A 23,738-nucleotide genomic window follows, 5' to 3' on the forward strand; every position below is an offset into this window, starting at 1 on the left:
GTCAAATTTTACTTTCAATTAACGGGTCTCCGCCGAGCTCGTGGTAATGAACTTCCTGGGGTCATAGTTGGATGCGCCGCCAGTCTCGCCAGGCTTGAGGGGGAGGGGGCGGTGAAATGAGGCCTGCTTCAAAGTTCCCCAGGGATCGGCCGAAAAATACGATTCAGCCCTTTTAAGACGCGTCGCTTGAACGGTAGCGGTTCCTTGACCTTCAGCGCGAACATCGCGGGATGAACCAAACTGACCGGGCAGCTGAGATTTGCTTTGGCCGCCGCCTCGACGGTTTGAACCACATGCGACGGCGGTTCTCCCTTGAAGTAGACAATGGTGTTCTGCCGATACCATGGCTGAACACGGCTATCGTTCCAGATCAGCGGCCGGAGGGCGTCATAAGGGCGGTATCCGGCTGCCTCAAACAGGGAGCGCCAATACTCCAGCCATTGTTCGTTGACGTGCCCCTTGCCGCCTTGGCCAGGTATAGCCGCGCCTGCAACGACCACATCGCTCACGCTTGTCAGAAAGTCGACTAGTCCCTGCGCTCGATCTGCATGCACGTGCTCCATGAATTCTAGCGTCATGGCAACGTCGAACCGGGGCGTGGGAAGGATTGGCGCGAATGGCATCGACGCGGTCGAAAAGTCGAATGGACTGAACGATGGGCCACGGAAGGTGTCACGGTCTACCCAAGGACCATCGACGCCGTGAACTAGAGGAACTCCTGCTTGAGCGTACGCTTGGCACCAAGTGCCCGCGCCGCACCCTACGTCGAGGATCGACTGAGGTTTGAGCATGTCGACAACCAGCGGCGCGACCGCCGCAGCGGATCGAGCGGAACCTCCAGACTGGCTGTCGTAGAAGTGTTTAGCGTAAATCTGGTGGTTTTCCGCCATGGTTTCGCCTCCTCTAACGCTCTACGCTCGCTTAAATAACGACGTTCTACAAGGCGGTAGTGGGAGGATGGCTAGAAGGCTTGAATTGGCGCGAGCCGCTTAGCCACGTACTGGATGAGGCAGTTGCCCAGATATATTTGCCGGCGTCGGAACGTTTGCCCTATCCGTCTGATTGACGTTTACGCAGCGCTCGCGATTTTCCAGAACACGACGGAGTGAAGGTAGAAAGCTAGGAAGCAAGGAACAAAGATTGGGATCTTTGGTGACGCTATCTAATCTCAGGATAGTCCCCAAAAGCGCTACAATATAAGATTTTAGTTGGAGGCCCGGCCCGGAATCGAACCGGGGTGCACGGATTTGCAGTCCGCTGCGTCACCACTCCGCCACCGGGCCATCCGGGCGTCGACGCAAATCACGTCGGCGGGGGAGGGCGTTCGATACAGGAGCGTCCGCGGGCTCGCAACTGGCAAATCAAGCTGTTGCCGAGTTTCGCGCTCGAAGGGGCCGGCGTCTGGCGGCCCCTTCTTCATGGCGGTCCGGGTCAGCGTGACGTCGTGATCAGCAGCGTCGCCGCGCCGACCGCGCGGGCGCGGACCGCACCGTCCAGCGGGATGATCGCGCCGGCGGCATAGACGTCGCCGTCCATCTCCAGAACGCCTTCCAGCAACTGTACGGTCGAGACCGGCAGGGCGATGGTTTCGCCGGCGGGCGCGCGGCGCAGTTCGACGTTGAAGCCGTCGGTGGAGACCAGGGTCTCGCTTCCGTTCGGCTGGACGCTCTTGCGCGAGGCGATCGAACGGCCCCTGGCCTTCAGGCCATCGACCAGGGTCTTCACGGCCTGGCTGTCCTTGCGGTGGCAGACGAGGACGGCGTCCGGCTCGGCCACGACGACGATATCGCTGACGCCGATGACGCCGACATAGGGGCCGGTCGTGCGCACCAGGACGCCGGTGGCCTGGTGCAGGTCAACGTCGCCATCCTGGGCGTTGCCGTCAGGGTCCCGGATCGAGGCCTCCCAGATGGCGTCCCAGGCGCCCAGATCCGACCAGGCGAAGGCGGCGGGCACGACGGCGGCTCTCGTGGTGTGCTCCATCACCGCGTAGTCGAGCGAGATCTTCTTGGCCTGGGCGAAGGTCTCGCGGTCGAGGCGGCCGACGCCAGCTTCAAGTTCGAGCGCGGCGACGCAGGCCTTGGCGGCGGCGGCGACGGTCGGCTCGAAGGCCTCGAACTCGCCGAGCAAGGTTGAGGCCTTGAAGGCGAAGTTGCCGCTGTTCCAGAGGTAGCCTTCCAGCAGGTAGCGCTCGGCGGTCGCCTGGTCGGGCTTCTCGACGAAGGCGGCGACGGCGCGCACTGAGCCGTCCAGCAGGGCGTCGCCCGGCCGGATATAGCCGAAGCCGGTAGCCGGTACGGTGGGCTGCACGCCGAAGGTGACGATCAGGTCCTGCTCGGCGGCCTTGGCTGCGGTGACGGCCGCCTCGCCGAAGATCTCGGGCTGGGAGATGTGGTGGTCGGCGGCCAGCATCAGCACGACGCCGTCCGGCTCCTGGCGCTCGACATAGGCCGCCGCCGCGGCGACGGCCGGGGCGCTGTCGCGGGCCTCGGGCTCGACCAGAATGGTCACCGGCGTGTCGATCTCGGCCGTCTGCTGGACGACGAAGCCAACCATGGCCTCGCCGGTGACGATGACAATCTCGGCGACGCCGGGGATGTCCTTCACCCGCAGAACGGTCTCCTGGAACGACGAGCGGTCGCCGACCAGTTTCAGGAACTGCTTGGGCTGGTCGCTGCGCGAAGCCGGCCAAAGTCGCGTGCCAGAGCCACCGCACAGGATCACCGGATAGATCGATGCCAAGATAAACCCCACCACGTTTTAGTCTTTGCCCCTGATAGGGCGTTATTGCGGAGGGGGCTTAAAGGCAAAGCGTGACGAAACGAAGAGTTTTCGTCTGCTTGGCGTAGGGGCGTGCATCTCTGGTGTCCGATCCGAAGTCACGCACGCGAGATCTGTAAGCCGCTTGAGCGCATTACCGTTCGCGCGCCGATGCGCCTGCGGTGAGCAGAGGTGATCTGGGAAAGCGCGGAGTCTTGCGCTATGCCCATTGCTGGCAGGGGCATGCCAAGAACAGGATGATGAGAGGAGACTGCCGGAAGTCCTTCATTTCGTAGAAGGTCCTTTCGGCGAGGGCGCTGAGCGTCCTCTCCCTGAAGATAGAATGAGTTTGCAGCCAATCCATATTTTGATCACGGGCGGCGCCGGCCAGGTCGGTCAGGAGCTCCTCCGCACGAACTGGCCAGGCGATGTCGTCCTGCATGCGCCGACGCGTGACGCGCTGGACCTGACCAGCGCGGCGTCGATCCAGGCTCTGTTCGACAAGGTCGCGTTCGCCGCGGTCATCAACAGCGCGGCCTGGACGGCCGTCGACAAGGCCGAGACCGAGGTCGCTGGAGCGTTCGCCGCCAATGCCGGCGGTCCGGCCTTGTTGGCCGATATCACACGCGAGCGGGGCATCCCGCTGATCCAGGTCTCGACCGACTATGTCTTCGATGGCGATAAGGCCGAAGCCTATGTCGAGAGCGACCCGGTCGCGCCGATCGGCGTCTATGGCGCCTCGAAGCTGGCCGGCGAGATGGCGGTGCGGCTGGGCAATCCGCGCTCGGTCGTGCTGCGGACGGCGTGGGTGCTGAGCGCCCATCGCGCCAACTTCCTGAAGACCATGCTGCGGCTGGCGGCCGATCGCCCGACGCTGCGGGTGGTCGACGACCAGCATGGCTGCCCGACCTCCGCGACCGACATCGCCGAGGCGCTGAAGACCATCGTCCTTCGCATGATCGCCGACGAGGGGGCGCCGACCGGCGTCTACCACTTCGTCAATGCCGGCGAGGCCAGCTGGGCCGATCTGGCGCGAGAGGTTTTCCGCCTCAGTCTTGAAGCCGGTGGTCCCGCGGCCGACGTCGAGGGCATCCCGTCGGAGCAGTATCCGACGCCCGCGCGGCGGCCGAAGAACTCGCGGCTATCGACCGCCAAGCTTACCGCCGACTACGGTGTCGAGCCTCGCCCCTGGCAGGCTGCCGTCGCCGACATCGTCACCGAATTGAACTCTCAAGGAGCCCGCGCATGAAGGGCATCATCCTGGCCGGCGGCTCCGGCACGCGCCTGCATCCCATGACCTTGGTGACGTCCAAGCAGCTGATGCCGGTCTACGACAAGCCGATGATCTATTATCCGCTGTCGACCCTGATGCTGGCCGGCATCCGCGAGGTGCTGATCATCTCGACGCCGCGCGATGTCCCAAGCTTCCAGGCGCTGCTGGGCGACGGCTCGCAGTGGGGCATGGAGATCCAGTACGCCGTGCAGCCCAGCCCGGACGGCCTGGCGCAGGCTTACATCATCGGCGCGGAGTTCGTCGGGAACAGCCCGTCGGCGCTGATCCTGGGCGACAACATCTACTACGGCCACGGCATCACCGAGCTCTTCACTAACGCGATGAAGCGCGAGGGGGGAGCGACCGTCTTCGCTTATCACGTCACCGATCCGGAACGTTACGGCGTGGTCGAGTTCGACCGCCAGATGAAAGCGCTGTCGATCGAGGAGAAGCCCAAGTCGCCGAAGTCGAACTGGGCGGTCACGGGTCTCTATTTCTACGACGCCGACGTCATCGACATTGCCCGTGAACTCAAGCCGTCCGCGCGCGGCGAACTGGAGATCACCGACGTCAACCGCGCCTATCTGGAGCGGGGCGACCTGGCGGTCGAGATCATGGGGCGGGGCTATGCATGGCTGGACACCGGCACGCCGGACTCGCTGCTGGAGGCGGCCGAGTTCGTGCGGGTGCTGGAAAAGCGCCAGGGCTTCAAGATCGCCTGCCCGGAGGAGGTCGCCTTCCAGAAGGGGTTCATCGGCGCCGAGCAACTCGAGCGGCTGGCGGACGCCCTGGGGAAGAGCGCCTACGGGCAGTACCTGCGCAGCAACGTCTTGAGCCGCTAGAGGGGAGGGCGGCCGCTCCGAGTCTCAGGGCGAGCCGTCTGACTTCACGCGTCACTCGCGTCTTTGGCCGCGCGTGATCTCAGCAGCCCAATAATCGCTCCTCTGCCAGCGCTGGCAATATTGCGTTGACAGGGTTCCGGGTTCGCCGAAGCTTTGTCGCAAGCGCTTCGGGACTTTTGTCGTGGCCTTCGGGAGCCGGGCGTCGAGGCCAGAACAAGTTCAGTGAGTTAGGGACTTCCATGAGCCACAGCCCAGTCTCCGCCACCCGTCGTCTGATCGTCGGCGGCATCGGCCTCGCGGCAGCCGCCGCCTTGCCGGCCCAGGCCCAGACCTCGAAAGCCAAGGCGCCGGCTCGGCCGGTGCTGCCGGTCCGCAAGCTGAAGAGCCCGGTGGTGCTGGATCCCCGCGACTTCGGGGCCAAGGCCGATGGCGTGACCAAGGACACGGCCGCGATCCAGACCGCTCTCGACCGCTGCGCCACTCTGGGCGGTGGCGAGGTGGTGCTGAGCGGCGGGACGTTCCTGACCGGCGCCATCCGCATCGGTTCGCGCACGACCTTGCGCATCGACAGCGGCGCGACGCTGCAGGGCTCGCCGGACCTCGCTGACTATCCTGTGGTGCAGGTGCGCTGGGAGGGCCGCTTCGTGCCGGGCTATATCGGCTTGGTCTGGGCGCGTGAGGCACATGACGTCGCCCTGACCGGCAAGGGCCACATCGTGGCCTCCTCGGCGATTAAGCGGCGCGTCGAGGAGGCCACCGGCTATCGCCATCCGGCGCTCTTGGAGTTCGTCGAGGTGAAGGGCCTCAGCGTCACCGATCTCCGCACCGAACAGAACGACATGTGGTCGATCCACCCGGTCTATTGCGAGGACGTGATGTTCCGCGATGTCATCGTGCACGGCGGCGCGGACGGCATTGACGTCGACTCGTGCAGCCGGGTGCTGATCGAGCGCTGCGACTTCGACGTCGCCGACGACTGCATCTCGCTGAAGTCCGGTCGCGGCCTGGAGGGCAACATGATCGCCCGGCCGACCGAGGATGTGACCATCCTGGACTGCGTGTTCCGCGACCGCCGCTGGGCCTGCATCGGCATCGGCAGCGAGACCTCGGCCGGCGTGCGCCGGGTGCTGGTCGAGCGATGCAAGTGTCTGTCGGCCTACACCTTCGCCATCTACATCAAGAGCCGGCCGGGGCGCGGGGCCTTCATCGAGGACATCGTCATGCGCGACCTCGAGGTCTCGAACACGGGGCAGGGCTTCCTGCGCCTGAACTTCCTGGACAGCGGCAAGCAGGACCAGTTTCCGGTGCCGGGCCTGGCCGGCATCCCGACCGTGCGCAACATCGTCTTCGAGCGCATCAAGGTCACCGACGTCCCCGCGTTGGTCGAGGCGGTGAACGTCCACCCCGACAAGCCGGTCGACGGCCTGGTGCTGCGCGACATCACCGGCACGGCCAAGCGCGGCATCCGCCTGGCCAATCTGCGCAATGTCGAGCTGAAAAACATCAACGTGACGATCGCCGAAGGGCCCAAGCTGGCGACGAACAACGTCACCGGGCGTGGATTGGAAGGCGCGGTCGCCGGTGACCCCACGCCGCGGCCGGCCGATGTGGTCGCCACCGAGCCGGCCTATCGCTTCGGCCAGGTCAGTGGGCGGCCTAACTAGGGAGAGAAGAGCGTGCGAGACCTCCGCCTGAACCGGCGGGCGCTGACGGGCGCTCTGGCCTTGAGCCTGGTCGCTGGCCGCGCCTCGGCCCAGGCCGCGCGGCCAGCCGACGCGACCCTGACCGGCACGCCGGCCGCGCCGGTGATCATCCCCGCGCCGCCGGAGCCGGCGGGCCTGCTGTCCAAGGAAGTCGTCGAACTGTGGCCGGTCGGGCGCGTGCCCGGCGCGGCGGGTGTCACGGTGGTGCGCCAGGTCCTGGAGCGCGGTTCGCCCGCCGCTCACGACCGGGCGGTGATGCATGTCTCGCGCCCGATCCTGGAGATCTTCCGACCCGAGAAGCCGAACGGCGCGGCCATGGTGATCTTGCCGGGCGGCGGCTACATGCGGCTGGCGGTCGACAAGGAGGGCGCGGGCGGCGCGCGGCGACTGATCAAGGCCGGCATCACCTGCTTCGTGCTCAACTACCGCCTGCCGGTCGACGGCTGGGCCGATGGCTACGACGCCGCGTTGCAGGACGTGCAGCGGGCGGTGCGCCTGATCCGGGCGAACGCCAAGACCTGGGGCGTCGATCCGAACCGTATCGGTGTCATGGGATTCTCGGCCGGTGGTCACCTGGCCGCCGCCTCTCTGACCCGCCACGACGCAACGGTCTACGAGCCGGTAGATGCGGCCGACCAGCAGTCAGCCCGCCCGGATGTCGTCATGGTCGGCTACGGCGTCATGACCGTGGGCGCGCGGCCGGGCGTGGCCGCCGTCAGCGCCGAGACCGCCAAGCCGCTGAGCGAGCGCGTCCGCAACGGCCTGCCGCCGACCTTCGTCCTGCACGCGGCGGACGATCGTACGGTGCCGGTGACCAACAGCCTGACCCTGTTCCAGGCGCTGAAGACCGCCGAGGTCCCGGCCGAGCTGCACGTCTACCAGGAGGGCGGCCACGGTTTCGGTTTCAGCCTGCCAGCCAACAACCCGGCCTCGCGCTGGCCCGACGCCTTCGAGGCCTGGCTGCGCCGTCTGAAATTCATCTGAAGGAGAGTTCGGGTCGTCGAACCGGCGGGGTTCGACGACCACTCGCGTCGCACACCATGCCCCACCGACATCTAGTGTGCTGCTGCACATGCTTCTCGCTCAAGGTGACGGGGGCTGTCATTGATCGGAAATCCACGTTTTATTGCCTGCCGGTCCCCGACTCTCGTCTGTAGAGATTTCCTTGCCCGATACCGCCTTGCGTAGAGATGTCTGGCTGCTGGACGCCGGGGACCAGGACGACGCGTTCGAGCAGTACCGCAAGGGCTGCGCGCACCTGTTCGACATCACGCTGCAGTCGCCCGAGGCGACCTTCTTCAACACCCTGGAGGCCTATCACCTGGGCGTGGTCGTGCTGGCCAAGTGTTCGGGCGTACCGCAGCGGTTCGAGCGCAAGCTGTCGCATATCCTGGTCGACGGCGGCGACACGGTCATGGTGGTGGTCGAACTGGAGGACAGCGGCTGGCGCGGCGACTATGACGGCCGCGAGGCTGGCGGCCACATGGGCCAGATCCGGCTGGTCGACATGGCCCGGCCGTTCGAGATGACGACCGGCGGCTACCGCTCGCTGTACGTGATGATCCCGCGCGCCTTGCTGCAAGGGCAGGGCGGTCTGGATTTCCATGGCCTGGTGGTGTCCGAGGACAGTGTCACGGGCCACCTGCTGAGCGCGCACATCCAGGCGCTGAGCCAAGTGCTCGACCGCATGACGCCCGACGACGCCGAGGCCGCGACCAAGGCCATCGTGGCGCTGACCGGCGCGGCCATCGCCGCCCATGCCGCGTCCGCCACCGATGACCCACGGCCGGTCGAGAAGATGCTGCTGGCCTCGGGCCGGCAGTTCATCGAGCAAAACCTGGACGACGTGGAGCTGTCGCCCGAAGCCGTCCGCCGGTGCCTGGGGGTGTCGCGCAGCCTGCTCTACAAGGTGTTCGAGCCCGTGGGCGGGGTCAGCGCCTTCATCCAGGGGCGGCGTCTGGACCAGGCCTTCGACGCCATCCTGCACGATCGCGCCGAGCAGCATACGCTGGGCGAGATCGGCTATCGCCACGGCTTCCGGTCCGACGCCCACTTCAGCCGCGCCTTCCGGGGCCGGTTCGGCGTCACGCCGGGCCGCCTGCGCCGCGTCGGCGAAACCGCGCGTCAGGAAGGCCTGTCGGTGCTGGAGCGGCCCGACGATGTCTGGACCTGGCTGCGTAGCCTTTAGGCCGATCGCGGGCCCGGGGCGCCCAAGGCGAGGCGTCGTAAGGTTAAGCTTCACGCATAGGGAGAGTGGGATTGCCTTGCGCGGCCTCGGCGACGTAGGGTCCGCGCCCTCTCGTCACCCCACCGACGAGCACCTAGCCGGCGGCGTTCAGTGAGTGCTGCCGGCCTTCTCTCCCTCCTCATCACACCTCCAAGTTCCGATGGCAGGCGCAAACAAAACGCGCCGCCTCCGGGAGGAGAGGCGGCGCGAGTCGAACCAGGCGGGGGTAAGTAAGGAAGGACGCCTGGGAAGTCCGGGGAGGACGTTCGAGTTAGAAGTTGTAGCGGAGGCCGACGATGAACTGGCGGCCGCTGTGGGTGTAGACGTTCAGGCGATCGCTATAGCCGACGTTCTGGTCGTTGAACTCGTCGGTCAGGTTCACGCCTTCGACCGACAGCTTCAGGTTCTCGCGGATGTTCCAGCTGGCCTGCATGTCGACGTTCAGGGTCTCGTTGGTGGTCGCGACGAGGTTGTTGTCGGCGGCCGGAACCGCGGTGAGGTAGCCGCCGCGATAGGCCAGCGAACCGCGGATGCTCCACTTCGGGGTCTCGTAGTAGAGCGTCGCGTTGGCCGCGTTCTTGGACAGGCCGATCAGGTCCTCGACAATGACCGGTCCGCCCGGCGTCGTCGTGGTCGGATAGTCCAGCTTGGAAGCGACGTAGGTGTAGTTGGCGATCACGCCGAAGTGGCTCATCCAGCCCGACAGGAAGGTGAAGGGCTGCTGGAAGTTCAGCTCGAAGCCCTTCAGGCTGCCGCCGTCCGTGTTCAGGGGCTTGGAAACGTTGAACACCATGTCCGGCGTGGCGGTGGTGCCGGCGATCAGCGAGTCCGGCAGGCCCAGCGTGTTGTAGACGCGCGACTCGCTCAGGGTGGCGACGAAGGTGTCGATCTTCTTGTAGAAGAAGCCGGCGGCGAACATCGTGCCCGACGACGGATACCATTCCAGCGAGACGTCGAGGTTCTTGGACTGGGTCGGGTTCAGATAGGGGTTGCCCGAGCTGTAGCTGCGGTTCGAACCCTGCACCGACACGTCACCGCCGGGAGACAGCGAGCCGATGCCGGGGCGGGCGATCGTCTTGGCGGCGCTGACGCGAGCCACGAAGGTGTCGGTGACGTCGGCCGCCAGGTTGAATGACGGCAGGGTCAGGTCGTAGTCGCGCTTGACGTCGACGCGCTGGACCACGCCGCCGACGGCGGCGTAGCCGGCCGACTCCTGCTTGGTGTGGACGCGGCGCACGCCGGCGTCGCCGCGGAAGGGCAGGCCCAGGGCTTCGAAGCGGAACTCGGCCTGGACATAGGCGCCGGTGTCCTGCTCCTCGACCGCGCCGTACTGGCCGCGCGCCGAGCTGTTGTTGGTGCCGGTCAGGGCGTAGATGCCGGTGTTGCTGTAGATGTTCAGCAGGGCGGCGTACTTGTCGATGTCGGGCACCAGCCAGGCGGTGGCGTTGCCGGCCGGCATGTCCAGGCCCTTGCCGAAGCCGCTGTACACCTTCGACACCGAGGCCAGCTCGGCGGCGGTCAGGGTCTGGCTGACGGTCTCGCTGGTCCGGTACAGGCCGTAGCTGTCGTACTCGAACTTGCGCCAGTCAACGCCGGCCTTGATCTTCAGGTTCTGGTTGGCTTCCCACTCGCCATAGACCTTGGCGGTCGAGAACTGGTTCTCGACGAAGGTGGGGCGGATACGGACTTCCGAAGTGCCGTTGATGGCCGACCAGTTGGCGGGGGCGGTTGGGTCGAAGCCCAGGTCGATCTTGGGCGCGCCGCCACCACGGAAGTCGTAGACGTAGTTGGCGCTGTTGGCCCGGTCGAAGGTGACGATCGTCGAGACCGGCTGGGTGAAGGTCGAGTCCGAGTAGCCGGCCAGGGCGCCGATGATCAGACGGTCGCCGAAGTGGCGCTTGCCAGACAGGGTGAACTGCTTGAACTCGGTGTTCAGCTCGTCATAGGCCGACTGGGTGCGCAGATCGACATTGTCCATGCGCGCATAGACCAGGTTGCCGTTCTCGACGACGCCGTCGCGGATGATGGTCTGCGGCTTGCCGGTGGTGGCGCGCGACAGGCCGATGGCCTGCAGCTGGGCTTCCTTCCGCACGCCGGCCAGATAGGCGTAGAGGGCGTCGAAGTTGATCTCGGTGTTGGCGTCCGGCTTGAACTGCAGCGAGCCAGCCAGGCCCGTGCGCTTGTTCTTGATGTCGTAGCTGACATAGGCCGGGATGCGCGGGGCGAAGATGGCCTTGGTCGCGTCGGCCTCGTTGATCTGGGCGATCGTGTAGCCCGGGATCGTCGAGGCCGCGTTGAAGCCGCCGTTGCTGCCGCCGGTGGACCAGCGGGTGATGTTGGCGCCTTCTTCCTTCAGGTGGCGCTCTTCGTAGGCGGCCGAGACCAGGACGCCCAGCTTGCCGTCGAAGAAGGTGCGGCTGGCCAGGGCCGAGAAGCGCGGCGTGGTCTTCTCGGCGAGGTCGTTGTAGCTGGCGCCGGCCGACAGCACGAGCTGGGGTTTGCGGCTGTCGAAGGCGCGCGAGATGTCCAGGTCGACCGTGGCGCCCAGCGAGCCTTCTTCCACGTCGGCCGAGGCGGTCTTGCGCACGGCGATGCTGTTGAAGAGATCCGACGCGAAGACGTTGAAATCGAAGCCGCGGCCGCGGTTGGTGCCGCCGCTGTTGGCGGTGCCGCCGGTGGTGGAGATGGCCTCCATGCCGTTGATGCGGACGCGGGTATAGTCCGAGCCCAGGCCGCGCACGGTGATTTGGCGGCCTTCGCCGTTGATCCGCGAGATCGAGACGCCGGGGATGCGCTGCAGCGACTCCGCCAGGTTCAGGTCGGGGAACTGGGCGATGTCCTCGGCCTTGATGGCGTCGACGACGCCGCTCGAGCTGCGCTTGATGTTCATCGCGCTCTGAAGGCTGGCGCGGAAGCCGGTGACGACGACGGCCTCGACCTCGTCGGAAGCGGTGGTGGCCGGAGCGGCCTCCTGCGCGGCGGCGGCGGTGGCCAGCGTCAGGGCCAGGGCCGAAGCGCTAAGCGCCAAGATGGCGCGCGCGGGCTTGTGGTTGATCGACATCATCCCTCCCAGTGCCCGCGTGTCGCGGGTCTCTTTCGATCCGAAGGCGGTCGAACCACCTTCTTTGTTGGCTTCAGGATAGGAGCGGGTTTTCGTCCAGGGCCAATCTCAATCAGGTATGGACTGATGCGCGTTCGGCACGGATCGGGGGCTGAGAGGTCTCTGGAAGCGCAGTTCAGACGCGTTTTTAGGGGTTTCAGCCCAAATGGCCGCGCGGAAGAGCGTGGTCTGGACACATTTCGATACACGAACGGCCTCGATCCATGTCGCCCGTGGATCGGTCGATAGGCTAATTGACTTAGACCTGGGAAGCCGGCGCCTCTAGCGTCGCCCTGAACGATGCCGACGACAGATCGGCTCACAAGGGAAGGGACGCGTATGACCGACTCCACCAAGCGCACGCGAGTGCGCTGGCTGATCATCACGGTCCTCTTCATCATCACCACGATCAACTACGCCGACCGCGCGACCTTCTCGATCGCCGGCCAGTCGGCGTCGAAGGAGCTGGGCCTCGACCCGGTGGCGATGGGCTACATCCTGTCGGCCTTCGCCTGGGCCTATGTGCTGGGCCAAATCCCCGGCGGGGCGCTGCTGGACAAGTTCGGCTCCAAGAAGATCTACACCATCGCCCTGATCGTCTGGTCGGGCTTCACCGCCCTGCAGGGCTTCGCCGGCTTCTTCACGGGCCTGACGGCGGCCATCGTGCTGTTCGCCATGCGCTTCGCGGTGGGCCTGGGAGAGTCGCCGTCGTTCCCGGCCAACGCCCGCATCGTCGCGGCCTGGTTCCCGGGCTCGGAGCGGGGCACGGCCTCGGCGATCTTCAACTCGGCCCAGTACTTCTCGCTGGTCGCCTTCGCGCCGCTGATGGGCTGGCTGGCCCACAGCTTCGGCTGGCGCTCGGTGTTCTGGGTGATGGGCGTGGTCGGCATCCTGGCGGCGCTGGTCTTCGTCAAGCTGATCCACAGCCCGCTGACCCACCCCGCCGTCAACAAGGCCGAGGTCGACTATATCGAGGCCGGCGGCGGCCTGGTGCGGATGGAAGAGAAGAACGCGGCCAACGGCGCGGCCTTCAACTGGGTCAACGTCAAGCAGGTGCTGTCCAGCCGCATGCTGCTGGGCGTCTATCTGGGCCAGTACTGCATTAACGTGCTGACCTATTTCTTCGTCACCTGGTTCCCGATCTACCTGGTCAAGGAGCGCGGCCTGTCGATCCTGCAGGCCGGTTTCACCGCCGCCCTGCCGGCTTTGTGCGGCTTCGCCGGCGGCATCCTGGGCGGGATGATCTCGGATGGCCTGCTGAAGAAGACCGGCAATCTGGACATCGCCCGCAAGACGCCTTTGCTCCTCGGGATGGTGCTGGCCACCTGCATCATCGTCTGCAACTACGTCGAGCAGGAGTGGCTGGTCATCGTGATCATGGCCGCGGCCTTCTTCGGCAAGGGCGTGGCGTCGCTGGGCTGGGCGGTGGTGGCCGACACCTCGCCCAAGGAGATGGCCGGCGTCACCGGCGGCATCTTCAACACCTTTGGCAATGTCGCCGGCATCGTGACGCCGATCGTCATCGGCTACATCGTCAAGGCGACCGGCTCGTTCGACGGGGCCCTGATCTTCGTCGGCGCCCACTGCGTGATCTGCATCCTGGCCTATTTCCTGATCGTCGGGAAAATCCAGCGCCTGGAACTGAAGGCGGCCTGAGCATGACGACCCGACGCTCGATCCTGGCCGGCGCCTCGGCCCTGGTCTTCGCCGCACTTGCCAAGCCTGCTACCGCCGCGCCGATCGTCACGGTCTCGACGCCGATGGCCCCGCCCGAATGGGCGCTGCTGCAACGCGAACTGCTGAGGGCCAACGAGGAGGCCTGCGCCGCCTTCTTCGCGCGCTATTTCGACGATCGCGGCTACCTGCTGGCCGTCGAGCGCTGGGGCGCCAATGATGGTCCCGACGACGCCATCGAGAACGTCAACGACTGGCCGACCCTGCATGCGCTGGGTGCGGGCGACGAGGTCCTGGCCATGGCCAAGAAGGCCTTCGAGGGCAATGTGCGCCAGTACACGGCGGCCAAGACCGTCGAGGTGCCGTTCGCCCGCGAGGGCATGTACTTCCACGAATTCCCGGTCATGACCGACTGGCAGCACCTGTCCGAGGGTCTGTCGGTGTTTAACCTGCTGGGCCTGTCGGACCCCTACGACGCCCGCTATCGCGACCGCGTGAAGCGCTTCTCGGGCTTCTATACCGGCGAGGACAAGGCAGTCCCGAATTACGACCCGAAGCTGAAGATCATCCGCAGCATGATCACCGGCAGCAAGGGACCGATGCTGCGTCAGGCGACGCCCTTGGACTGGGCTGGCGACCGGTTCGATCCGACCCACTTCTTCATGGAGCACGGTGAGAACACCTACGAACAGACGCTGCACCACTACGACGAATACGGCGATGTGGTCGGCGATGCGCCGCTGAACCTGCAGGCCACCAGCCTGGTTTTGAACGCCTACATGCTGGACCAGGAGCTGAAGTATCGCGACTGGATCGTGAGTTACGTCGACGCCTGGATCGATCGCGCCAAGGCCAATGGCGACGTCCTGCCCAGCAAGGTCGGCCTCGACGGCAAGATCGGCGGACCCAAGGGCCAGTGGTGGAGCGGGACTTACGGCTGGGGCTTCAGCCCTGTGGTCCCCCAGACCGGCAAGCGCGAGGACCGCAACCGCGTGCCGCGCGCCGTGGTCGGCTTCCTCAACGCCTATCTGCTGACCGGCGACGACAAGTATCTCGACGTCTGGCGACGCCAGAACGACGTGATCAACGCCCAGAAGAAGACCGTCGACGGCAAGGTCATGACCCCGCGCATGTACGGCGCCAAGGGCTGGTACGGCTATGCGCCCGGCGAGTACCGGCTGAACGGCCTCGAGATCTGGTACATGTCGCAGAAGGCCAGCGACCGGGCCCGCGCCGCCGACCATCCGTGGGTCTCGTACCTGGAGGGCAAGGACGCCGGATATCCGGTCAAGGCGCTGCGCACCGACCTGGAGCGGGTCCGCGCCAAGGCCCAGGCCCAGCGCGACGACAACACCTCACCTGACACGCGTCTGGCCGACGCCACCCTGGACATCACCCCGGCCAGCGTCACGGCGCTGATCCATCTTATGGAGGGCGGCATCAATATCGCCCGACCGGCCTGGTCGGGGACCTCGCCGTCGCAGGGCGGGGCGCTGCGCTATGCCCGCCTGCGCTGGTTCGACCCCGAACGCCGCCGCGCCGGCATCCCGCCGGACGTCTCGGCCCTGGTCGAGAAGCTGGGCGAGGACGAGACGGTGGTGACCCTGGTCAACACCAACCAGGTTTCCCCGCGCACCGTGACGGTGCAGGGCGGCGCCTATGCCGAGCACCAGATCCTGAGCGCGGCGGTGGGCGAGGGGGCCGCGGTCCCGGTCGACTCCTCGGCATTCACGCTAAAGCTGGCTCCCGGCGCTGGCGCACGGCTGACCTTCAAGATGAAGCGCTATACGAACGCCCCGACCCTGAGCTTCCCCTGGGACCGGGCCTAGTTTCGTAAGGAGAGATCGATGATCGGCACGTGGGCTCTCGTGGCGCTGGCCTTGGCTCAGACGCCTGATCCGAAGCCGATCGCGGCGGTCGCCGCTGGTGGCCCGGCCGCCACGGGGTCTGAGACCGCGCTGCTGCTGGTCGACCGCGAGGCCGATGACGAGGCGCAGGGCTCGCTACGCTGGGCGATCGCGACCAGTAACGCCGAGCCCGGCCGCTACCGCATCGAGATCGCCGCGCCGACCATCGTGCTGAAGTCGGCCTTGCCGGCGATCAAGGGCCCGATCTCGATCGAGGGCCAAGCCTTCGCGCGATCGGGCGGGCACAACGTTGTCGACGGCTCGGGCTACCTGCCGCGCGACCTGAAGTCCTGCCCCGGCATGGTGCCTGGCCAGTACGGCACCAATGTCCGCACCGCTAGCAATCCTGGCTTTGCTTTGGTCGACACCAAAGGCGTGACGCTGCGGGGTCTTGAGATCCGCAACTTCTGCATTGGCGTGTTGATCTTGCGCACCTCGAACGCGGTGGTCGTCGACAACCGGATCGTCCGCAATATCGGCGGCGCGGGCGTCATGCTCAGCGGCGACGACGGCAAGGGCGGCTCGACCTCGAACACGACCTTGGACAACAAGGTCTTGCGCAACACCTTCCTGGAGAACGGCGACGGCCTGGAGCTGACGCGCGGCGCGGCCTTCAACCTGATCGCCGACAATGTCTTCGACGGCGGGACTGACAATCTGGAGCCGTCGCAGGGCATCGAGATCCTGTGGGGCAACGACAATACCGTCGTCCACAACCGCTTCGTTCGTTACTCCGACGGCCTGCAGTCGAACTGGGGCGCGCGCAACTACATCGGCGCCAACGTCTTCGAAGGCAACGCCTTTGGGATCAGCCTGACGGGCGCGGGCAACATGGTTGTGGGCAACGAAATCCGCGGCAACGGCATCGGCATTGCCGTCCGTCCGGAAGCCAAAGTCGCCGTCAACCGCATCAGCCAGAACAGCATCGCCGGCAACGGCCTTCCCATCATGCGCTGCTCGGCCGGCGGCTCGTGCGATCCCAAGATGGTCCGAGGCGGCATCGTCATCGGCCCGCCGGGCCTGGAGCACGGCAGCTTCGTCGGCTCGCGCGGCATGGGCGTGGTGTTCGACAAGGCCGGTGCGGCGGTGATCTGCCTGAACCAGGACGACCCGGTGGGCTGCCATCCGCAAGCGCAGTTCGGTCTGGCGCCGCCCAGCCTCTCGGCCGTGCAGCGGGCTGGCGGCAAGCTCTCGGTGAAGGGCGTGCTGCAAGGCCCGCCGGCCAGCCTGGTCACCCTCGAGGTCTTCGCCGGCAAGGCCGGGATCGCCGAGGGCGAGCGTTATCTGGGTTCGATCCAGGCGGTCACCGACGGCGTGGGCAATGCGGCCTTCGCCGGCGAGGTCGACGGCGCGGCGGCCGGCTCGGCCATCACCGCCACGACCACCACGGCGGCCGGCGCGAGCTCGGCATTCTCCAAGCCGGTTGCGCTGCGCTAGGTCCCTTCCTTCAGGAACGGCGCGGCCGAGAACAGTTCGCGCTCTTCCTTACGGGGATCGTCGACCATCTTCGAGGTCTCGTTGATCACGAGGGTCGGCCGACGGGGCAGGGTGTATTGATCCCACGCCGGGATCGCCGCGCCGTTCGGGTTGCCCGTCCGCGCGAAGTTGACGAAAGCCCCGCTGATCTGGTCGCGCACCTTCTGGGCGGCTGGCCCCGTGCCGGTCATCGAACCCTTGGCGGTCAGCGTGCCGAACACCAGGGCGATGTCGTAGCTGTGATAGGCGCCCATCTTCGGATCGGTCTGGGCGCCGAAATCTAGCTGGTACATCCAGGCCGGCGCGCCGATCCTGGCCCGCTGCTCGGCCTGGATCAGGTGGCCAGGCCATGACCGCCCCGCCGTGGTGATGGCGAAGAAGCAATCCGACGGGCTGTAGTTCGGATAGAGCGCTCGGTACCTGGCGACCAGGTAGTCCGGCGACATGTCGAGCACCAGCTCGTTGTCCAGCTTGCCCGGCAGCTCCTCCCAGGTCAGCGCGAAGTTCTTGGGATCGCCGCCCAGGAAAGCTTTCGTCTCGTCGTGGGTGTTGCCGATGATCATCGGGATGTGGCCGCTCGCGCGCGGGGCATCCGGATAAAACGGGTGGCGGGCCAGGACGCCGTGATCCAGCACCGACCAGAAGACGATGTTGCCCTTGCGCTCCAAGGGATCGCGCATCTTTAGCGCCGCGACCAGCTCGGCGGCGGGCAGGGACTTCAGGGCCTCGGTCTGGTCGGGCTTGAGGCCCAGCTTCTCCATGAAGGCCTTGGCGCGGATGGTGGCGTGGATCGGACCCATGGCGGTGACGTGCTGGCCGCTCATGGTCGCGACCTTGTGGTACAGGCCTGCCGCGCGGGGCATGGCCATCAGGGTCACCAACTTGCCGCCGCCGCCCGACTGGCCGAACGTCATGACGTTGCCGGGATCGCCGCCGAAGGCCGCGATGTTGTCGCGCACCCACTGCAGGGCCAGGATAAGGTCGAGGTTGCCGACATTGCCGCTGTCGGCCAGTTCCGGTCCGCCCAGCCGCGCCAGGTAGCTGTAGCCGAAGCAGTTCAGGCGGTGGTTCACCGTCACCACCACCACGTCATAGGTCTTGGCCAGCCAGGTCCCGTCGTACAGCGGGCTGGAGCCAGAGCCGTTCGCGTGGGCGCCGCCGTGGACGTAGAACATCACCGGCCGCTTCTTCCCGTCGGCGACGCCCGGCGTCCAGACATTGAGGAACAGGCAGTCCTCGCTGGTCCCTTCGTCGGCCTTGCTCTGGGGGCTGGCCGCGCCATAGGCGAGGGCGTCAGCAATCCCCTTCCAGGGTTGAGGTCCTTGCGCCGGCTGGAAGCGGCGCGACGAGGTGTCCGCGCCGTAGCGGACGCCCTTGAAGACCTTGATCCCGTCGACCTGCGCCCCGCGCACGCGGCCGGTCGTGGTGATCGCGACCGGCGCGGCGACGCCGGCGGCATTGACCCGCGTGGCGACGGATAAGGCGGCGGCTCCGGCCAGCACGGCGCGGCGATCGAGGGTCATGTGGTCTCTCCCAAGGTCTTTTCGTTGGGCGTCAGCCCGCCGAGGGAGAGACGGCGCGCCTTTAGCGCGCGCCTGGCTCCGACGGCGAGGCCTCGGCCAGGCACAGGTCGATGAAGGCTTGCAGGATCGGGCTCTCGTTGTCCTTGCGCCAGGCCATGTAGAGCTCGACCGGCCGGTCGGGTGTGGTCGCCACGGGGCGGAACTGCACGTCGTCGAAATGCAGGCTCATGGCCGCCTCGGGCACGATCGCCGCGCCCAGGCCCGCATGGACCAGGGCCAGCATCGAGTGGATCTGGGTGACGTGCTGGACGTAGTTCGGGGCCACGCCGTTGGCGTCGAACAGCGTGGTCAGCATGTTGTAGAAATAGCCCGCGCCCTCGGGCGAATACATGATCAGCGGCTGGCCATCGAAGTCGGCCAAGGTCAGCGAGGCCTTGGCCAGGCGGGCGTCACCTGTGGGCAGCGCCGCGACCAGCGGTTCGGACAGCACGCGGGCGGTGGCGAACTCGACCCGCTCCATCGGCGGGCGGACCAAGCCGATGTCGATACGGCCGGTCAGCAGCGCCTCGACCTGCTCGCGGGTGACCATCTCGCGCAGGGTGAGATCCGCGTTGGGCAGGCGGGCCTTGGACAGGATCACCAACTGCGGCAGGAAATTGTAGCCCGAGGCGGCGGTGAAGCCGATGGCGATCTGACCGGCCTCACCGCTGGCGATGCGGCGGGTGGCCAGCGCGGCGCTCTCGGCCAGGCGCAGGATGCGGCGGGCCTCTAGCAGGAAGGCGCGGCCAGCAGGGGTCAGGCGCACCGAGCGGCTGGTGCGGTCCAGCAGCGTGACGCCCAGGATGCGCTCGAGCAGCTGGACCTGCCGGCTCAGCGGCGGCTGGGTCATGTTCAGCCGCTGGGCGGCGCGGCCGAAATGCAGCTCCTCGGCCGTGGCGACGAAGCAGCGCAGCTGGCTCAGTTCGAACATCGGAAAACGTCCATCGACGACACCTTGGAGGCGCGAAGCTAGACGCTCGTTCGGCCCGATCGCCAACGTCTTCTTGCCGGGCAGGGGCGTGAACGCGTTCATCGGATGTGCGGAGCGGGTCGATGCTTGGCGCGCATCGACCCGTCCAGCCTTAGCCGTTGGCGGCGCGGCGTTGGTCGGTGATGTTGACGCGGGCGATCAGGCCCTGCAGCTCACCGAATTCCGCCGGGGTCAGTTCGGTCAGCGGCAGGCGCACCGGACCGGCGTCGCGGCCGATGGCCTTCATGCCGGCCTTCACGATCGAGACGGCGTAGCCTTTGCCGCGATTGCGCAGCGTGATGTAGGGCAGAACGAAGTCGCGCAGGCCGGTCATCACCGCCTCACGATCGCGGGCGCGGACCGACTTGTAGAACTCCAGCGCCCATTCCGGCATGAAGTTGAAGATGGCCGACGAGTAAGTCGTCACGCCCATCTCCAGATAGGGCAGGGCGAAGGTCTCGGCCGTCGGCAGGCCGCCGATATAGGTCAGGCGGTCGCCCATGCGAGCATAGACCCGCATCATCAGCTCCAGATCGCCGACGCCGTCCTTGAAGCCCACGAGGTTCGGATTGCGGTCGCACAGCTTCTCGAGGGTGTCCTCGTTGATGATGGCGTTGTCGCGATTATAGACGATGACTCCCAGCTTGGTGGCCTTGCAGACCGCCTCGATGTGACCGGCCAGGCCTTCCTGCGTGGCGTTGGTCAGGAAGGGCGGCAGCAGCAGCACGCCGTCGGCGCCGGCGGCCTCGGCGTCAGCGGCCAGGTCGGTGGCGATGGCCGTGCCGTAGCCCGCCCCGGCGATAACCGGGATCTTGCCGTTGGTCTCGGCGACGGCGGCGCGGACCACCTGGCCGACCTCAGAGGGGCGCAGCGAGAAGAACTCGCCCGTGCCGCCGGCGGCGAACAGGCCGGCCAGCTCACGTTCCAGCATCCAGCCGCAGTGCTCGCGGTAGGGCGCTTCCAGGAACTGGTGGTCGGCATCGAAATGGGTGACGGGAAACGACAGCAGGCCGCCGCCGAGCTGGCGGGCCATTTCCGTCGGCGACATTCGGCTCATGAAGTCCTCTCCGAGCGGCGGCCTCGTCTCGGGTCTTTCCGGGAGGCCGCTTGTTGATCGTCACGGTAGAGAGGGCTTGGGTCGCGGTCTAAGCCAAAGGCGCTATGGACCGATACAGAATTTGGCTTGATCGAAGTGGAGCGCTGACCGGTGCTCGCGGCCAGCGCCCTGATGCCTATCCGAACAGCGGCACGGGTCCTCGGCCGCCGCCGTTCCAGTTGGCCCAGTTGGGGAAGATGTAGGGCATGTCGGCGGCGCTGACGCCGTACCACTGGGCGATGGCGCCGACGTACTCCTCGGTGGCGATGGACGGGATCCAGCGGCCGTCGTTGGAGGTGTCTTCCGGACCGCCGAAGGTCATGTCCGGATAGCGGCCATGCACCTTGCCATTGGCCAGAGCGCCGCCCAGCACCAGGTGGTTGGAGCCCCAGGCGTGGTCGGTGCCGCCGCTGGCGTTGCCTTTGAACACCCGGCCGAAGTCCGACATCGTGAAGGCGGTGACGTTGTCCTGCAGGTTCAGGGCCTTCATGGCGTTGTAGAAACCTGCCAGGGCGTTGGCGAGGTCGCCGTAGAGATTGTTGTGGCTGGCCAGCTCGTTGGTATGGGTGTCGTAACCGCCCTGGCTGACGAAGAAGGTCTGCTTGGCGTGACCCAGCGTGCCGCGCGCCTCGATCATCCGCGCCGCGCGCAGCAGCTGACGGGAGATGTCCGAGGTCAGGGCCGCGCCGGTGGTGGGGTGGACGAAATACTTGTCCACGGTCGAGGTCGTCGAGCTGATGACGGTGTTGGCGGCCACAGCCTGGGCGTAGGCCGAGCTCATGCCCTTGCCGGTCAGGTCGGTGATCGCGCCGTACGACGAAGCGTCGGCGAACACGTCCAGCGCCGCCTGGCGCGCCTTCACGGCCGCGTCGGTGCTGGCGGCGTTATAGCCGTTGCGGACGATCGAGCCGGACGACGGCAGGATCAGCGGCGCGGTGCGGTCGCCGATCAGGCAAAGGTTGGAGCCGGCGACCGAGATCAGCGGCGGCAGGCTGGCGGCCTGGGCGCGGTCGTTGATCCGGCCCATGAAGCCGTTGTTGTTGATCGCGCGGGTGCGCATGCCCTGCCACTGGTTCTGCTGGTCCTCGTGGGACATCAGGTTCACCGGGCGCAGGTCGGGGCGGCTAGTGTAGAGCGCCTTGGTCAACGGCGCGAACAGGGTGCCGGTATTGAGCACCGCGCTCAGCGCGCCGTCGTCCCAGGCGGGCTTCAGGGCCGCCATCGCGCCGTGCAGGCCGAAGGCCGTGCCGGTCAGCGGCGCCAGACTCGACTGCTGCAAGGCGATGCCCGAGCCGCGTTGCTTGGCGTAGTCGGCGTAGCGGCCGTCATTGGGCACGACCATGTTCCAGGCGTCGTTGCCGCCGAACAGGAAGACCCCGACCATGGCGCGATAGCCGGAGGTGTCGGCAGCCAGGGCGCTGGAGAGGCCGAGCTGGCCCAAGGCGGCGACGGCCGAGCCGCCGGCGGTCAGGCGCAGGAGTTCACGACGAGAGACGGTCATTACGCTTACCGATCCACTTGGAAGAGGGGCGAGGACGCCACGATGTAGAGCGCCACCTGGGCGCGCTTGCGGGTCTGAAGGGCCGCGTTGCTGTTCTTGACGGCGGCCATGGCGGTGAGGACCGACTGGCGCTGGGCCTTGGTCATCGTGCCGTTCAGCAGGACGAGATTGATCTGGTTGACGATCTTGCCGTCGTCGGCGCCCAGCGCCTCCCAGTTGGCCCAGACGGGCGACGTGCCGGTGGAGTAGCTGATCGCCGTCTGCTTCTGGAACTCACCGCGCGTGGCGTCGCCACCGACCGTCCAGTCGTAGAGGAAGTTGTGGCGGCTCATGGTCGTCGAGGTGGTCATCAGCTTGCTGACCGGGCTCAGCAGACCATCGCCCTGGGGCAGCGGGAACTCGTAGGGATAGAAGTTGAACACCGACGGGGCGCGGAACGGCGCCTGACCCATGCCGGCGTCGCGGGTGATGAAGGCGTAGCCGTCGGTCGTGTAGCCGATGGCCCGCGCCAGCGAAGTCGCCAGCAGGACCGGCTCCTTCACCTTGCCGGGCAGCTGCGAGACGGTGCGGGCCTCGGGATCCAGGTAGATCGCCCGCACCACGGCCTTCATGTCACCGCGCACGCCGGCACCATTGTTGGCGAACACCGCCGCGACGCGGCCGACATAGGCCGGCGTCGGGTTGGCCAGGGTCAGCTGCTGGATCAGGCGCTTGCTGATGTAGGGCGCGGTGTTGGGGTGGTTGAACATCGTGTCGACCACGGCGTCGACATTGGCCTGCTGGGTGGCGTTGGCCGGAACGGTCTTGCCCAGGAAGGTCTTGGCGGCGGTGTCGAAGCGGGCGGCGTTCATCACCATCGGCTTGGACCAGTCGCGCTTGGTGTTGTCGGTCAGCGCGGCGTTGTCGAGGCGGGCATAGGTCCAACCCGTCAGGGCGCGGGCGACTTCCTTGACGTCGGTATTGCTGTAGGTCGCGATCGTCGCGCCGGTGTTGTCGGTCTGGGGTGTGCCGTCGGGGTTCAAGAGGACCGTGCCGAACGCGAACAGCTGCATCAGCTCGCGGGCGTAGTTCTCGTTGGGCTGACTCTTGTTGCTGTCGGCCATGTCCAGGTACTCGCCCATGTACGGGTTGAGCGTGACGGCCTGGAGGATGTCGCGGTAGTTGCCGAACGCATTGCCCAGCAGGATCTGGTTGAAGGTCGCCAGGCCGGTAGTGTTGCCGACGTCGACCGCCGAGGCGACGATGATCTGCGACAGGGCGAAGGCGACCCGCTGGCGCAGCTGGTCCTGCCGGCCGATGGCGTTGGCGTAGAACCGCATCTGCATCGGCGTGGCCGAGAAGTTGTCGCGGTTGCAGTTGTTCAGGTCCGCGCCCGCCGGGAACTGTGCCGAGCAGAAGGTGCTGGGCACCGGCTTGATCAGGTCGGCATAAGTGCTGGTGCTCAGGGCGAACTGCTCGTCCATCCAGGCGGCGACCGACTTCTTGGCGACGATGGCGCTGATCAGCTCCGGTGTCGGGCCGAAGCTGGCCTGCTTGGCGAAGCGCGCGGCCTCGTCGGGCAGGATCTCACCCGAGGGCGCGACGCCGATCGTGTCGGGCAACGGGGCGCTGGCCGGAGCCGATGCGCTCGAGCTGGACCCGCCGGAA

16 protein-coding genes and 1 tRNA gene are annotated in these 23,738 nt (G+C 66.7%); 8 read left to right on the forward strand and 9 right to left on the reverse strand.

Going from position 1 to position 23,738, the window contains the following annotated elements:
• Window positions 1-128 precede the first annotated feature (128 nt).
• The 3 genes from AC1RR5_RS05450 to AC1RR5_RS05460 form a co-directional block, all read right to left on the reverse strand.
• Window positions 129-890, reverse strand: coding sequence for a methyltransferase domain-containing protein (locus AC1RR5_RS05450; RefSeq protein ID WP_492920075.1), 762 nt, complete (start codon window positions 888-890; stop codon window positions 129-131).
• 319 nt (window positions 891-1,209) lie between these two features.
• A tRNA-Cys gene (locus tag AC1RR5_RS05455) sits at window positions 1,210-1,283 on the reverse strand.
• 148 nt (window positions 1,284-1,431) lie between these two features.
• Window positions 1,432-2,742, reverse strand: a complete 1,311-nt coding sequence (locus AC1RR5_RS05460; RefSeq protein WP_492920076.1) for a mannose-1-phosphate guanylyltransferase/mannose-6-phosphate isomerase — start codon at window positions 2,740-2,742, stop codon at window positions 1,432-1,434.
• Window positions 2,743-3,103: 361 nt separating this feature from the next.
• Between AC1RR5_RS05460 and rfbD the strand changes: the two genes are divergently transcribed.
• The 5 genes from rfbD to AC1RR5_RS05485 all read left to right on the forward strand — a co-directional run bounded on the left by rfbD (window position 3,104) and on the right by AC1RR5_RS05485 (window position 8,766).
• The gene (rfbD, locus tag AC1RR5_RS05465) at window positions 3,104-4,009 is read left to right on the forward strand and encodes a dTDP-4-dehydrorhamnose reductase (protein ID WP_492920077.1); all 906 of its coding nucleotides are present in this window, start codon (window positions 3,104-3,106) and stop codon (window positions 4,007-4,009) included.
• A complete protein-coding gene (gene rfbA / locus AC1RR5_RS05470; protein ID WP_492920078.1) occupies window positions 4,006-4,875 on the forward strand; it encodes a glucose-1-phosphate thymidylyltransferase RfbA in 870 nt (289 codons plus the stop codon). Before rfbD ends, rfbA begins: the two co-directional genes overlap by 4 nt.
• A gap of 239 nt (window positions 4,876-5,114) precedes the next feature.
• Complete coding sequence (locus AC1RR5_RS05475) at window positions 5,115-6,539, forward strand: glycoside hydrolase family 28 protein (protein WP_492920079.1); 1,425 nt, start codon at window positions 5,115-5,117, stop codon at window positions 6,537-6,539.
• Window positions 6,540-6,551: 12 nt separating this feature from the next.
• Window positions 6,552-7,562 (forward strand): alpha/beta hydrolase, encoded by a 1,011-nt coding sequence (locus AC1RR5_RS05480; RefSeq protein ID WP_492920080.1) that lies wholly within the window; start codon window positions 6,552-6,554, stop codon window positions 7,560-7,562.
• Between the two features lie 181 nt (window positions 7,563-7,743).
• A complete protein-coding gene (locus tag AC1RR5_RS05485) occupies window positions 7,744-8,766 on the forward strand; it encodes a helix-turn-helix domain-containing protein (protein WP_492920081.1) in 1,023 nt (340 codons plus the stop codon).
• 310 nt (window positions 8,767-9,076) lie between these two features.
• Here the strand turns inward: AC1RR5_RS05485 and AC1RR5_RS05490 are convergent, their stop codons facing one another.
• Window positions 9,077-11,866, reverse strand: a complete 2,790-nt coding sequence (locus AC1RR5_RS05490; protein ID WP_492920082.1) for a TonB-dependent receptor — start codon at window positions 11,864-11,866, stop codon at window positions 9,077-9,079.
• Between the two features lie 378 nt (window positions 11,867-12,244).
• Here AC1RR5_RS05490 and AC1RR5_RS05495 point away from each other — a divergent pair, with 378 nt between their 5' ends.
• Genes AC1RR5_RS05495 through AC1RR5_RS05505 form a run of 3 tightly spaced genes read left to right on the forward strand, consistent with a single transcriptional unit; the run spans window position 12,245 to window position 16,923 of the window.
• Entirely contained in the window at window positions 12,245-13,561 is a 1,317-nt protein-coding gene (locus AC1RR5_RS05495) for an MFS transporter (protein ID WP_492920083.1), read from the forward strand.
• 2 nt (window positions 13,562-13,563) lie between these two features.
• A complete protein-coding gene (locus AC1RR5_RS05500) occupies window positions 13,564-15,408 on the forward strand; it encodes a DUF8034 domain-containing protein (protein WP_492920084.1) in 1,845 nt (614 codons plus the stop codon).
• A gap of 18 nt (window positions 15,409-15,426) precedes the next feature.
• Complete coding sequence (locus AC1RR5_RS05505) at window positions 15,427-16,923, forward strand: right-handed parallel beta-helix repeat-containing protein (protein ID WP_492920085.1); 1,497 nt, start codon at window positions 15,427-15,429, stop codon at window positions 16,921-16,923.
• On the opposite strand, the gene AC1RR5_RS05510 is transcribed toward AC1RR5_RS05505, so the two are convergent.
• The 5 genes from AC1RR5_RS05510 to AC1RR5_RS05530 form a co-directional block, all read right to left on the reverse strand.
• Window positions 16,920-18,485 (reverse strand): carboxylesterase/lipase family protein, encoded by a 1,566-nt coding sequence (locus tag AC1RR5_RS05510; protein ID WP_492920086.1) that lies wholly within the window; start codon window positions 18,483-18,485, stop codon window positions 16,920-16,922. The genes AC1RR5_RS05505 and AC1RR5_RS05510 overlap by 4 nt on opposite strands.
• 61 nt (window positions 18,486-18,546) lie before the next feature.
• Entirely contained in the window at window positions 18,547-19,455 is a 909-nt protein-coding gene (locus tag AC1RR5_RS05515) for a LysR substrate-binding domain-containing protein (protein ID WP_492920087.1), read from the reverse strand.
• Window positions 19,456-19,606: 151 nt separating this feature from the next.
• A complete protein-coding gene (gene kdgD / locus AC1RR5_RS05520) occupies window positions 19,607-20,551 on the reverse strand; it encodes a 5-dehydro-4-deoxyglucarate dehydratase (RefSeq protein ID WP_492920088.1) in 945 nt (314 codons plus the stop codon).
• A gap of 175 nt (window positions 20,552-20,726) precedes the next feature.
• Complete coding sequence (locus tag AC1RR5_RS05525; protein ID WP_492920089.1) at window positions 20,727-22,091, reverse strand: DUF1501 domain-containing protein; 1,365 nt, start codon at window positions 22,089-22,091, stop codon at window positions 20,727-20,729.
• Window positions 22,092-22,096: 5 nt separating this feature from the next.
• A complete protein-coding gene (locus tag AC1RR5_RS05530) occupies window positions 22,097-23,692 on the reverse strand; it encodes a DUF1800 domain-containing protein (protein WP_492920090.1) in 1,596 nt (531 codons plus the stop codon).
• Window positions 23,693-23,738: the final 46 nt, after the last annotated feature.

It is taken from the genome of Caulobacter sp. GW821-FHT11E11 (genome assembly GCF_058808315.1).

Excerpts from the sequence above, each read along its gene's own strand:
- AC1RR5_RS05525 (WP_492920089.1), bottom strand. The coding sequence starts at position 22,091 with ATGACCGTCTCTCGTCGTGAACTCCTGCGCCTGACCGCCGGCGGCTCG.
- AC1RR5_RS05490 (WP_492920082.1), bottom strand. The coding sequence starts at position 11,866 with ATGTCGATCAACCACAAGCCCGCGCGCGCCATCTTGGCGCTTAGCGCT.
- AC1RR5_RS05475 (WP_492920079.1), top strand. The coding sequence starts at position 5,115 with ATGAGCCACAGCCCAGTCTCCGCCACCCGTCGTCTGATCGTCGGCGGC.
- AC1RR5_RS05515 (WP_492920087.1), bottom strand. The coding sequence starts at position 19,455 with ATGTTCGAACTGAGCCAGCTGCGCTGCTTCGTCGCCACGGCCGAGGAG.
- AC1RR5_RS05510 (WP_492920086.1), bottom strand. The coding sequence starts at position 18,485 with ATGACCCTCGATCGCCGCGCCGTGCTGGCCGGAGCCGCCGCCTTATCC.
- AC1RR5_RS05500 (WP_492920084.1), top strand. The coding sequence starts at position 13,564 with ATGACGACCCGACGCTCGATCCTGGCCGGCGCCTCGGCCCTGGTCTTC.
- rfbA (WP_492920078.1), top strand. The coding sequence starts at position 4,006 with ATGAAGGGCATCATCCTGGCCGGCGGCTCCGGCACGCGCCTGCATCCC.
- kdgD (WP_492920088.1), bottom strand. The coding sequence starts at position 20,551 with ATGAGCCGAATGTCGCCGACGGAAATGGCCCGCCAGCTCGGCGGCGGC.
- AC1RR5_RS05495 (WP_492920083.1), top strand. The coding sequence starts at position 12,245 with ATGACCGACTCCACCAAGCGCACGCGAGTGCGCTGGCTGATCATCACG.
- rfbD (WP_492920077.1), top strand. The coding sequence starts at position 3,104 with ATGAGTTTGCAGCCAATCCATATTTTGATCACGGGCGGCGCCGGCCAG.
- AC1RR5_RS05505 (WP_492920085.1), top strand. The coding sequence starts at position 15,427 with ATGATCGGCACGTGGGCTCTCGTGGCGCTGGCCTTGGCTCAGACGCCT.
- AC1RR5_RS05450 (WP_492920075.1), bottom strand. The coding sequence starts at position 890 with ATGGCGGAAAACCACCAGATTTACGCTAAACACTTCTACGACAGCCAG.